Source organism: Corallococcus terminator (assembly GCF_003611635.1).
In the GTDB taxonomy this organism is placed as follows: domain Bacteria; phylum Myxococcota; class Myxococcia; order Myxococcales; family Myxococcaceae; genus Corallococcus; species Corallococcus terminator.
Map to the genome: position 1 here is coordinate 1 of NZ_RAVZ01000304.1, position 12,294 is coordinate 12,294.

The following is a 12,294-nucleotide window of genomic DNA, read 5'->3' on the forward strand; positions in this document are numbered from 1 at the left end:
CCTCCGGCCCCGCCTCCCCAGGCCCGGCGCGAGGCGCGCTCGCGCGGCGTCGCGGACCTGCTCGCCAGCGTTCGCACCCGCCAGCGCCGCCACCTGTGGATCCAGGGCGTCCTCCTGGGCACCGTCGCCGCCCTCGTGCTCCTCACCGCCACGGGCCTGCTCGGCCGGGCAGCCCCGGGGCTCGCCCAGGCCCTGCTGTGGCTCGCCGTGCCGGTGGGCGCGGCCGTCGCGTGCTTCTTCGGCCTCGTGCTCGCGCGCCGGCAGGTGGGCGATGACCTGCGCACCGCCCGGCTCGTGGGCCAGCGCCGGCCGGAGCTGTCGCTGGACGTGCTCGCGGCGGTGGAGCTGTCCCACGCGCGTCGTGAGGAAGCCGGCTGGTCCCCGCAGCTCGCGGACGCGTTCCTCCAGCAGATGGACGACCGCGCCCGCACGGTGGACCCCCGGCGGGTGGTGGACGGCCAGCCGCTGCGCCGCGTGGCCCTGGCGTCCGGGGGCGCGGTGCTGGCGCTCGCGGTGCTGATGTTCTTCGTGGGCGACCGGTGGACCGCGGGCTGGAAGCACCTGCGCGCGCAGGCCGCGCGTCCGGAGACCGCCGCGCAGGTGGAGCCCATCACCGGCGACATCGAGCTGACGTACCGCTACCCCGCGTACACCGGCCTCGCGCCGCGCACAGTGCCGGGCACCAACGGCGAGGTGAGCGCGCCCTCCGGCACCGAGGTCGCGCTGAAGACGCGCTCGGACCGCCCCATCGAGCGCGCGGAGGTCGTCGTCAACGACCAGGTCCTGCCGCTCACCGTGACGGGCGGACGCGAGCTCACCGGCAGCTTCGTCGCGAAGCAGGGCGGCCACTACCACTTCGTCTTCTACGGCTCGCGCTCCAAGGCGCTCGCGGTGGGCCCGGACATCCCGCTCACCGTGGAGGCGGACAAGGCGCCCCAGGTGACGCTGCTCACGCCCGCGGCCGAGGTGGAGGTCGACCCCGGCCAGAGGGTGACGCTCAAGTACGAAGCCCAGGACGACTACGGCCTGTCCGGCCTGTCGCTGGTGTTCCGCATGCCCGGCGCGAAGCAGGAGACGCGCGTGAACCTGCCCCGCGAGGACAGCCGCCGCAGCCGGGGCACGTACACCTGGGACCTGGGCCCGCTCAAGCCCGCCCCCGGCGACCGCATCACCTACTACGTGGAGGCCAAGGACAACGACGCGGTGGAGGGCCCCAAGAAGGGCGTCAGCCGCACGCAGACCCTGCGCGTCTACAGCGCCGCCGAGCACCGCCGCGCCGCGCTGGAGAAGGCCGAAGCGCTGTGGGGTCGGCTCGTGGACCACCTGGCGGACCGGCTGGAAGGCCCCGACCGCGCGAAGCAGAAGGACGCGCAGGCGGTGGAGGCCGCGCGCACCGTGGACGCCAGCGGCACGGCGCTCGCGGAGGACTTCCGCATGCAGGGCGCGGAGCTGTCGCGCGAGAAGGACGTGCCCAAGGAGATCGTCTCCGCGCTGGCGAACATCGGCGGGGAACTGAAGCGCAGCGTCAGCACCACCGCCGACTTCCGCCGCCTGTACCTGCGCACCCAGCGCGCGCGCGGCGAGGACTGGGGCACCGGCACAAGGCTCACCGCCGTGGTGGACGACGAAATCGAGGGCCTGGAGCGCGACATCCTCTACCTGGAGTCCCTGCTGGACCGGCAGAAGCTGGAGGCCCTTCAGGAGCTGACGAAGCAGTTGGCCAACGACCGCCGCGACCTGTCGCGCCTCATCGAACAGTACAAGGCCAACCCGGACGAGGCCGCGCGCGAGCAGGTGATGCAGCAGATCCAACAGCTCAAGTCGCGCATCCAGGAGCTGATGCAGCGCATGGCCGAACTGCGCAAGGGCATCCGCGACGAGCACCTCAACGCCGAGGCGCTGTCGGAGATGATGCAGCAGGAGGACATGCAGGGCGCCATGGATGAGGTGGAGCGCCTGATGCAAGAGGGCAAGGCGGACGAGGCCCTGGCGAAGCTCCAGGAGCTGGGCATGCAGATGGACGAGATGCTGGACTCCATGGACAAGTCCCAGGAGGAGTTCGGCGCGGAGCAGTACCCGGAGCTGGCGGAGAAGTTCGGCAAGTTCATGGACGACCTGCAGGGCACCATGGACGAACAGCAGAAGGTCGCCGAACAGACGCGCGCCCTGCGCGACCAGGCCCGCAACCAGAACCGCGACCGGCTCAAGGAGAAGGGCCAGGCCCTCAAGGACGAGCTGGCGCGCAAGGTGAAGCAGGTCCAGGAGAACTACCAGAAGCTGGACCCGGCCCGGCTCAACAGCCGCGCGTCCCGCCCCCTGGAAGAGGCCCAGTCCGAGCTGCGCAACCTGGAGAACGCGCTCAAGGTGGACGACTTCGACCTCGCCGCCGAATCCGCCGCCCGCGCCGAGGACGCCGCCCGCCAGTTGTCCAGCATGGGCGAACAGCAGCGCCAGTTGGATGAGATGTTCGGCAATCCGCCGGAGGTGCGGCAGCAGTCCGCGCAGCTCGCGGAACGGTTGAAGAAGGACGCGCGCGACGTGTCGGACGTGAGCCAGCAGCTCCAGTCGCTCTTCCCTCCTCCGGGCTCGCAGTTGTCCCAGGGCGAGAAGCAGCAGCTCCAGCAGTTGGGCCAGCGCCAGCAGCAGTTGGAGCAGCGCGCGCAGGGCCTGCGTCAGCAGATGGAGGACATGGAGCAGACGGCGCCGCTGTTCGGGGAAGAGGCCGGCCAGCAGATGGACGAAGTGGGCCAGCGCATGGGCGAGGCGTCGCAGCGCATGCAGGGCAAGGACCCGGGCCGGGGCTACGGCGAACAGCAGGCCGCGATGGAGGGCCTCAAGCGCTTCCAGCAGCAGATGCAGCAGAGCCAGCAGGGCCGCAAGGGTGGCCGGGGCCTGCCCATGCCCATGGGCTCCGGACGCCGCCAGGAAGGCAACGGCCGCAACCCGCAGGACAAGGTGGAGCTGCCGGACGAGGACGCGTTCCAGGCGCCGCGCGAGTTCCGCAAGGACCTGCTGGACGCGATGAAGCAGGGCGCGCCGGAGAAGTACCGCGAGCAGGTGAAGCGCTACTACGAGGAGCTGGTGAAGTGAGGAGCCACCGCACGCACGCGGGAGTCCTGGGCCTTTGCGCCCTGCTCCTCGCCATCCCCGCCGCCTTCGCGCAGCCGCCCGACACCTCCCTCAAGGAAGAGGTGAAGCAGCGGCTGGGCAAGGTGGAGCAGTCGCTGGACGACTGGGACGTGGGAGGCGCCCGGCGCGAGCTGGCCGAAGTGGAGAAGCGCGTCCCCTCCGAGCTGGAGCCCCTGAAGTACTTCCAGGGCCGCGTGTCCTTCGAGGAGGGCCAGTACGACGACGCGGTGACGCTGCTGGAGGGCGCGAACATCGAGGACAAGCCGGGCAGCTACCTGCGGCTGGCCAAGGACACGCGCTCCATCACCAAGGACCACCTGCGCGCGGAGAGCGACCACTTCATCTTCTTCTACCCGAAGGGGAAGGACGAAGTGCTGGTCCCCTACGCGCTGGAGACGCTGGAGGCCATCCATCGCGCCCTCAAGGAGGACCTGGGCTGGACGCCGCCGGGCAAGGTGCGCGTGGAGGTGGTGAACAACGCGCGCGAATTGTCCAAGGTGAGCACCCTCACCGAGAAGCAGATCCGCACCACCGGCACCATCGCCATCTGCAAATTCAACAAGCTGATGGTGACGAGCCCCAAGGCCGTGGCGCAGGGCTACGACTGGCAGGACACGCTGGCGCACGAGTACGTGCACCTGGTGGTCAGCCAGATGAGCCACAACACCGTGCCCATCTGGCTGCACGAAGGCATCGCCAAGTTCATGGAGTCGCGCTGGCGCGGCAAGGGCGGCCTGGCCATGACGCCCTCCACGCAGGCCCTGCTGGGCAAGCGCGTGAAGGAGGACAAGCTCATCCCCTTCGAGAAGATGCACCCCTCCATCGCCATGTTGCCCACGGCGGAGGACGCGGCCACCGCGTTCGCGGAGGTGTTCTACGCCATCGACTACATCCACGGCACCCAGGGCACGCAGGGGCTGCGCACGGTGCTCCAGGAGCTGAAGGCGGGCCAGTCCGACAAGAAGGCGGTGGAGGCGGCGACGGGCATGCCCTTCCCCCTCTTCGAGAAGACCTGGCTGTCGTACGTGAAGAAGCAGCCCTTCCCCCAGGAGCTGGTGCCGCGCGATGACCGCGTGGTGCTCAAGGAGGACGCCAAGGGCGAGAAGAAGGACGGCGAGAAGAAGGGGCGTGAAATCTCCTTCGGCGACTTCGCGGAGGTCACCGAAGTGCCCGCGCGCAAGTTCGCGCACCTGGGAGAGCTCTTGCGCGAGCGCAACCGCGTGAAGGCCGCCGCGGAGGAGTACGCGCGGGCGCACAAGCTGGTGGGCGACAAGTACGAGTCGGTGTCCAACAAGTTCGCGCTCGCGCTCTTGGAGCTGCGCCGGCTGGACGAAGCGGAGTCCGTGCTGCGCGGCTCCCTGCGCATGCACCCGGGCTCGCCCTCCACCAACGTGCACCTGGGCCGCATCCTGCTGTTCCGCAAGGACTACCCGAAGGCGAAGACGGCGTACCTGGAGGCCCTGGCCTCCGACCCGTTCGACCCGGAGATCCACCTGGCCCTCACCCGCATCCACGGGGCGCTGGGAGAGACGGCGCTCGCCACGCGCACGCGGGGGGCCGCGTCCAACCTCACCGGCCTCAAGCCCGACGACGTGGACCGCGCCGCCCAGGCGTTCCTGCGCGCCGAAGGTGAGCTGTCGGAGACGAACGTCCCCCCAAGCTCGCCGGATGCGCCGAAGCCGGCCGCCACGCCCGCGAAGCCCGCGCCCGCGCCGAAGCCCGCGCCCGCGCCGAAGCCCGCGCCGGAGCCTTCAGGGACCGTGAAGTAGCCACCCCGCCGGGCAGCCAGCCTGGCGGGGCACCGCGCCCATCCCAGCCCCGTCCCTCCGGGATGCCCACGTTTCCGGGCACGAGGAGAACGGGATGGCGTTCCCATGCAGCGTCTTCGAACAAGGCCCGCCCTGAGGAAGGCGCGGGCCTCCGTGCGTTCCGTGCGGCACTGAACTTCTCCCCCCGGTCCCAAGGGACAGGTGGGGTGTCCACTGCCACACCCGACCTCTGACACAACGTGCGGTGGCTCACGTCCGTCCTCCCACCCACTGGGTCCCCTGTCGCGCCCTGCTCCAACGTGCGCCGCGCGACCCGGGTGTCCCGGATCCACCGATTCGTCCCGCCTCGCTTCGCGAGGCCCACACAAGGAGCAACACCATGAAGCGCACCCTGCACGGCATCACCCTGGCCGCGGTCCTCTTCACCGGCGGCGTCTCGCTGGCCCAGAGCGCCACGTCTCCCAGCACCATGCCCGCGACGAAGCCCATGGCCGCCAAGGGCACCATGCTCGAATACAAGGGCTTCATGGCGCCCTCGGACCCGAAGGCCTTCCTGGAGCGCCTCCACCACATCAACCAGACGGAGATCCTCCAGGCGAAGCTGGCCCAGCAGAACTCGCAGAACCCGGACGTGAAGAGCTACGCGGACAGCATGATCAAGATGCACACGGACGCCGACCAGAAGCTCATGACCTACGCCACGGGCCAGAAGCTGAAGCTGGCGGAGCCCAGGCCCATGGACGAGATGGAGCGCAAGGTGATGGCGGCGACCAAGGCCGACACGGCGAAGCTCGAAGTTCTCAAGGGCGCCCCGTTCGACTCCTGTTACATGGCCGGCCAGGTGTCGGCGCATGACATGGCCATCGGCAAGGTGATGGCTGCCAAGCAGGGCATGAACGCCACGGGCGAGATGGCCACCATGCTCGACACGCTCAGCAAGGAGCTGCCGCAGCACCGCCAGATGGCCTACACCACGCTGGGCAAGCTGGGCGGCGCGATGGGCGTGGGCGGCTCCGGCACGGACATGCAGGGCGGCACCATGGACCACGGCTCCATGAACCACGGCGACACCACGAAGACGAAGTAGTCGGCCGTTCCGCCATTTTTCCGTGCTCACTTCACGGACTCTGTTGGTGAAGCACGGTGCCTTCCGAAGCACATTCCGGGAGGCACCGCTTCCATGCATAGTCCCGCGCCATGTCACGACTGATTGCCCTGACCTCCTGCCTCGCCGTCCTGCTCGTCGGTTGCTCCAACGACATCGACACCATCTGCGACCGCCGCAAGGAATGCTTCGACTCGGACCTGGACACCAGCAAGTGCGCCGACAAGGTCAGCGCCTGGGAAGAGGAGCGGGAGAGCGAGAAGGAGAACCGGCAGGCCCGCACCACGGAGTGCGCGCAGTGCGTGGTGGACCGCACCTGCGCGGAGGTCCTCTCCAACTGCGTCGACGACTGCTTCGGCATCCCCTGAGCCCCTGAGGCTCGGAGGCCCGGAGGCTCGGAGACCGCAGGGGACGCCTGAGCGCGCTACTTGCGCGTCCAGCGGTCCAACCAGCCCAGCACCTCGTCGTGCCACTGGATGCTGTTCTGGGGCTTGAGCACCCAGTGGTTCTCGTCCGGGAAGTAGACGAAGCGGGACGGGATGCCTCGGCGCTGGAGGACGGTGAAGGTGGACATGCCCTGCGTGTCCACCACGCGGTAGTCCTTGCCACCGTGGATGACGAGCATGGGCGTCTTCCACTTCGCCACGTGGTCCACCGGGTTGTGCTTCGCGTAGGACTGCGGGTTCTCCCACGGCGTGCCTTCGTGGTCCCACTCCGGGAACCAGAGTTCCTCCGTGTCGAAGTAGGCCATGCGCTCGTCCAGGTTGCCGTCGTGGTTCACGAGGCACTGGAAGCCGTCCGGCCAGTTGCCGGCGATCCAGTTGACCATGTACCCGCCGTAGCTGCCGCCCAGCGCGCACCGCTTCTGCTTGTGGATGAAGGGGTAGCGCTGGAGCGCGGCGTCCAGGCCCTTCTGCAGGTCCACCAGCGGCTTGCCGCCCCAGTCCCCGCGAATCGAATCCGTGAAGGCCTGGCCGTAGCCGCTGGAGCCGTGGAAGTCGACCATCACCGACACGTAGCCCCGGCCCGCGTACACCTGCGGGTTCCATCGGTAGTGGAAGTGGTTGCCGAAGCTGCCCTGCGGTCCGCCGTGGATGAGGAAGGCGAGCGGGTACTGGCGCTTTGGGTCGAAGTCGATGGGCTTCACCACGAAGGCGCGCACCGTCTCGTCGTTCCAGCCCTTGAACTCGAACTGTTCGAAGGCGCCGAACTTGAGGCCCGCGAGCGCTTCCTTGTTCACCTGCGTGAGCTGCCGCGCGCCGGTGCCGTCCGCCTTCGCCGCGTACAGGTCCGCGGGCGAATCCAGGTCATCCATCACGTAGACAATCTGGCCGTCCGCCGCGGGCTGGGCGCCATCCGCGCTGCCCGCCTGCGTGAGGCGGCGCGCCTTGCCGGTGGCCACGTCCAGCGCGTACGCGGGGTGCTGCCCCACGTCGCCGGTGGTGGTGTAGAGCGTGGCGCCGTCCGCGCTCCACGCGAGCGAGCCGACGGAGAAGTCCCAGTCCTGGGTGAGCACGCGCTCCTGGCCGCTCGGCCACTGCCGCAGGATGACGCGGAAGCGGTCCGCCTCGTAGCCGGGGCGTGACATGGCCGCGTACGCGAGCGTCTTGCCGTCCGGGCTGAACACGGGGCTCGTGTCGGTGGCGCGGTTCTTCTCGGTGAGCTTGCGCGGCTTCGACTTGCCGTCGATGGGCGACAGGAACAGGTCCAGGTCGGTGGACCACGCCTCGGTGCGGCCCGAGTCGCGCGCGGCGAACACGAGGCCCTTGCCGTCCGGCGTGAAGGTGAACTCCTCCCCGCCACCGAAGGGCTTGCTCGGCGCGTCCGCGTCCATGCCCTTCATCACGTCCACGGGCGTGCCGCCGGCCACGGGGAGGACGAACAGGTGCGAGCGCGTGCCGTCCTTCCACGCGTCCCAGTGGCGGAAGAAGAGCTGATCATACGCGCGGCCGGTGTTCTTCTTCTTCTGCGCGGCCGCGACGCGCTGGGTGTTGCAGTCGAGCGTGGCGCAGTCGGGGAACACCTCCAGCGCCACGGCGAGCTGCTGGCCGTCGCGGGACAGCGCGAAGCTGTTCACGTCGAGCGGCAGCTTCGTCACGGGCAGGGGCTCACCGCCGTCCACGGGCAGGCGCCACACCTGGGAGGAGCCGCCGCGCGAGGACAGGAAGACGAGGCTCTTGCCGTCGGGGGCCCACACCGGCTCACCGTCGTTGTCCGGGTGGGCGGTGAGCTGGCGCAGGTTCGTGCCGTCCAGGTTGACGAGCCACAGGTCGGTGCGACCGCGGTTGCCCTCCAGGTCCGTGGAGCGCAGGACGAAGGCAATCTGACGTCCGTCGGGGGACACGCGCGGGGCGCTGAGCCGGCGCAGCGTGACCAGGTCCTGCTGATTGAACGGCCGGGGGGCGGGCGCCGGGGATGCGCCGAGGGCCAGGGCCGCGAGAAGCGACAGGGGCAAGGGGAGGTCCTCCTTGAGGAAAAGGAAACCGGACCGTGCCTCCAGTGGGAGGCGCTGTCCACCCACGAAGGGTGGGATGTGCGGGTCGGGTGGCTGGCGCGATGCGGCGATGTTAGGGGAGGACCATGTCCACGCCCGTCGTCATCCATGTCTGGTCCGACTTCGTCTGCCCCTGGTGCTACGTCGGCCTCGCCGAGGTCGAGAAGCTCAAGCAGCACTACGACATCCAGGTGGAGTGGCACCCCTACTTCCTGCGGCCGGAGACGCCGCCGGAGGGGTTGCCGCTGCCGGAGTACGTGCGCGAGGGCATGAAGGACCCCAACAACCCGCTCAAGGTCCGCGCGGCCCGGGAGGGGCTGAAGATGGTGCACCGGGACATCATCCCGTCCACGCGCCGGGCGCACGAGGCGACGGAGTACGCGAAGTCGGAAGGCAAGCTGGCCGCGTTCCATGCGGCGGTGCTGCGCCGGTACTGGAGCGAGGGGCAGGACCTCTGGCAGTGGGACACGCTGCGGGGCGCGGGCACGGACGCGGGGTTGGATCCGGACGCGTTGCAGCACGCCGTGGAGACGGGCCGCTACCGGGCGGTGGTGGAGGCGTCGGTGCGCGAGGCCCAGGAGATGGGCATCCGCGCGGTGCCCACGTTCATCCTGGGGGAGAAGCTGGCCATCCAGGGCGCGCAGGAGTACCCGGCGTTCCAGCGGGCCATGGAGCAGTTGGGCGCGAAGCCCCGCGGCTGACGGGCGCTACAGGCCCTTCACCAGGATGAGCAGCCGCGCGAAGGTCTCCGGGCCTTCGCCGGCCAGCCCCTGCGCGAAGTCCAGGAACTGGGGCGCCTGTTCGACGTGCTTGGCGATGAGTTGGAAGGACTCGACGGCGGCGGCGTCCAGGGTGGCGACCGGCGTGCCGGGGGTGTCCAGCAGCGCCACCACGGCGGGGTGCCCGAGCAGGACGTAGCGCACCACGGAGGCGCGCAGCACGAGGAGGAACACCGCATTCAGGAGGTTTGAGGCTTCCGTGAACGGGTGGCGCAGGACGTGGTTGAGCGCGTGGTTCAGGAAGTACTGGTGCACGCGCTCCCCGTGCAGGGACGTCAGGGCTTCGCGGCGGGTGACGTGCAGGCGCCACGCGTCGTCCGGGGTCGTGTCCGCGCCGCCGTAGGATTCGCGCACGCCGCGCACGAGGGACAGGTAGCGCTGGCTGCCGACGTGGGCCTCGCGCGAGCGGAGCACGGCGGCGCAGATGCCGGCCCAGGGGCCTCCGGGCAACTCCAGCGCTTCGAGCTGGTCGCGCAGGGTGTGCAGTGTGTCGGGTGCGTCGTAGGTGCGCAGGATGCTCGCGAGGCGCGCTGCGGCGGTGGGCGCATCCTCGGCGTCGGCGTGTGACTCCGCCTGCGAATCCGTGAAGGCAGCCGTGCCCGGGAAGTAGAAGTCGCCCAGGTCCAGCGCCATGCGTCCCAGCGCGTACAGGCGCGCGGCGAAGGGCACGTCGCGCCGCGCGAGCAGTCGCAGCATCGCTTCGCGCACGACCTCCGCGTGCGCGGTCCACGCGTCGGAGCCGGAGGCCACCTGGCGCGCCATCTGGGGACGCAGGGCCTGCGCTTCGGGCACGGGTTCACGCACCAGCGCGTCGTCCGCCAGCAGGCACAGGCGCGCCGTCTCCGGACACGCAAGCGACCCGGCCATCTCCACCTGCGCGCCCCAGCGCGTCAGCACGCGCGGGAACACGGAGCAGCCATCCGGCAGCACCGCTTCGCCGTATTTGCTCTGGAGCGAGCACAGCTTCGTCTCATCCAGGAAGGCGCAGTGTCCGTCCGCGCGCTTGCCCAGGATGCCCGCCTGCTGGCCCGTGGCGCCATCCGGGTTGGGCGTGATGAGTGACGCGACCCGCGCCTCGTCCGGACCACCTGCCACCTTCTGGCGCAGCAGGCTCCAGCGGGACTCGCTGATGGGCACCGTCAGCCCCGCGCAGCAGGTGTCCTCGCACGCCTCCGCGATGCAACGGAAGCGCGCCATGTAGCGGGGGGCGGAGGCGGTCATGGCCCGGAGTCTACTTGCGACCCAGGGCCTTCTTCACGAACCCCCAGAAGCGGCCCGCGCGGTCCTTGAGGTCGGCGCCCCGGCGCTCCTCCGCGGCGCTGACCGCTTCCTTGCTCACCTGGAGCTGCTTCTGGAGCTCCTCCGGCGAGTAGCGCGTGGCGAGCGTCGCCTTCACTTCCTTGCGCGACGAGTACTCGCGCGCCTCCACGTGCAGCACGCATTCCGAGTCCAGCTTGAGCGTGACGGCCACGCGCACGGAGCCCTTGGGTCCACGCGGCAGTCCCTCCACGCGCACGGTGCCCAGGTACTCGTTGGCGGAGATGTGGTTGTCCTCGCCCTGGAAGATGGACAGCTCCATCCGCTCTTCGTTGTCCTGCGACGTGCTGATGGCGAACGAGCGCTGCGAGGGCAACGGGCTGTTGCGCTCGATGACGCGCTTGAAGCCGCCACCGGGCATGGCCACGCCGATTGTCATGGGCAGCACGTCGATGAGCACCACGCTGCTCACCTTGTCCACCGAACCCGAGTACAGCGCCGCGCCCAGCGCCACCGCTTCGTCCGCGTTGACGCTCGCCTGGGCGTTCTTGCCGAAGAGGCCCTTCAACTTCTCGCGCACCAGCGGCATGCGGCTCATGCCACCCACGAGGATGATGTCGTCCACGTCGGCCGCGCGCAGCTTCGAGTCCAGGAGCACGTCGCGCACCACGTCGATGGTGCGGTTGAGCAGCGGGTCGCAGATCTTCTCCAGGTCCTGGCGCGACATCATCACGCGCAGGTCCCGGGGCTTGCCCGAGTCGTCCATCATCAACATGGGGATGTGGACCTCGAAGGTGCTGCGCTCGGACAGGCCCATCTTGGCGCGCTCGGCGGCGTCAGCCACGCGCGACAGGGCGATGCCATCCCCGTTGAACGCGATGCCTTCCTTCTCCTGGAAGCGCTCCAGGAGGAAGTCGACGATGAGGTTGTCGAAGTCGATACCGCCCAGGAAGATGTCGCCGCCGGTGCCCAGCACCTCGAAGACGTTCTTCTCGATGCGCAGGAGGGTCGCGTCGAAGGTGCCGCCGCCCAGGTCGTAGACGAGGACCTTCTTGTTGAGTTCGCGGTTGAGGCCATACGCGAGCGCCGCGGACGTGGGCTCGTTGAGGATGCGCTCCACCTTGAGGCCCGCCATGGTGCCGGACTTGCGGACCGCTTCACGCTGGGGCTCGGAGTAGTAGGCCGGCACCGTCACCACCGCGCGCTCCACCTTCTGGTTGAGGTGGGCTTCGGCCATCTCCTTGCACTCGCGCAGGATGATGCCCTGCACCTCTTCCAGCGACAGCACGTCATTGCCCAGGCGCACGGCGGCGCGGCCGGCGGCGTCGGGGGTGATTTCGTAGTGGAAGCGCTCGCGCACCTGCTTCACCACGGCGCTGTCGTAGGGACGGCCCACGAGGCGCTTGGCGCCGTAGATGGTGTGCGTGGGCCGCAGGACGAGCTGGTTCTTCGCGCGGTGGCTGACGAGCAGCTTGTTCTGCGCGTTCAGCGAGATGACGGAAGGGATGGTGTTGTAGCCCTCGCGCGAGCGCAGGACGATGGGGCGGCCGTTGGACAGCAGCGCCACGCAGGAGTTGGTGGTGCCCAGGTCGATGCCGATGACCGGTCCCGTGCCGGCCAGCGTCTGCGGCGGCGTGAGGTAGATGGGGCGCACCTGGCCATTGGCATCCAGGGCCGGTAGAGGCGCGGGAGCCGTCGGCACGGCGGCGGGCGCCAGCATCGCGGGGGCGCTCGGAGCGACGGGGGCCGGAGGGGCCTGAC

8 protein-coding genes are annotated in these 12,294 nt (G+C 69.7%); 5 read left to right on the forward strand and 3 right to left on the reverse strand.

All coding sequences use genetic code 11. From position 1 onward, the window contains the following. The 4 genes from D7V88_RS32170 to D7V88_RS32185 form a co-directional block, all read left to right on the forward strand. Positions 1 to 3,090, forward strand: a 3,090-nt coding sequence (locus tag D7V88_RS32170) for a DUF4175 family protein (RefSeq protein ID WP_372241139.1), incomplete at its 5' end; no start/stop codon positions are given. Then, positions 3,087 to 4,898, forward strand: coding sequence for a peptidase MA family metallohydrolase (locus D7V88_RS32175; RefSeq protein WP_120544445.1), 1,812 nt, complete (start codon positions 3,087 to 3,089; stop codon positions 4,896 to 4,898). The genes D7V88_RS32170 and D7V88_RS32175, both read left to right, overlap by 4 nt. A gap of 379 nt (positions 4,899 to 5,277) precedes the next feature. Beyond that, positions 5,278 to 5,985, forward strand: coding sequence for a DUF4142 domain-containing protein (locus D7V88_RS32180; RefSeq protein ID WP_120544446.1), 708 nt, complete (start codon positions 5,278 to 5,280; stop codon positions 5,983 to 5,985). 110 nt (positions 5,986 to 6,095) lie between these two features. Further along, positions 6,096 to 6,371: a hypothetical protein gene (locus D7V88_RS32185; protein WP_120544447.1), complete on the forward strand. Its 276-nt coding sequence runs from the start codon at positions 6,096 to 6,098 to the stop codon at positions 6,369 to 6,371. A gap of 56 nt (positions 6,372 to 6,427) precedes the next feature. Here D7V88_RS32185 and D7V88_RS32190 read toward each other — a convergent pair whose 3' ends face one another. Further along, the gene (locus D7V88_RS32190) at positions 6,428 to 8,458 is read right to left on the reverse strand and encodes a S9 family peptidase (protein WP_120544448.1); all 2,031 of its coding nucleotides are present in this window, start codon (positions 8,456 to 8,458) and stop codon (positions 6,428 to 6,430) included. A 125-nt stretch (positions 8,459 to 8,583) separates the two neighbouring features. On the opposite strand from D7V88_RS32190, the gene D7V88_RS32195 reads away from it, so the two are divergent. Further along, positions 8,584 to 9,198: a DsbA family oxidoreductase gene (locus D7V88_RS32195; RefSeq protein ID WP_120544449.1), complete on the forward strand. Its 615-nt coding sequence runs from the start codon at positions 8,584 to 8,586 to the stop codon at positions 9,196 to 9,198. A 6-nt stretch (positions 9,199 to 9,204) separates the two neighbouring features. Here the strand turns inward: D7V88_RS32195 and fliB are convergent, their stop codons facing one another. Both fliB and D7V88_RS32205 read right to left on the reverse strand, forming a co-directional pair. Next, positions 9,205 to 10,497, reverse strand: a complete 1,293-nt coding sequence (fliB, locus tag D7V88_RS32200) for a flagellin lysine-N-methylase (protein ID WP_120544450.1) — start codon at positions 10,495 to 10,497, stop codon at positions 9,205 to 9,207. 10 nt (positions 10,498 to 10,507) lie between these two features. Next, positions 10,508 to 12,294 (reverse strand): Hsp70 family protein (locus tag D7V88_RS32205; protein ID WP_147448945.1); only part of this gene is annotated, 1,787 nt, incomplete at its 5' end.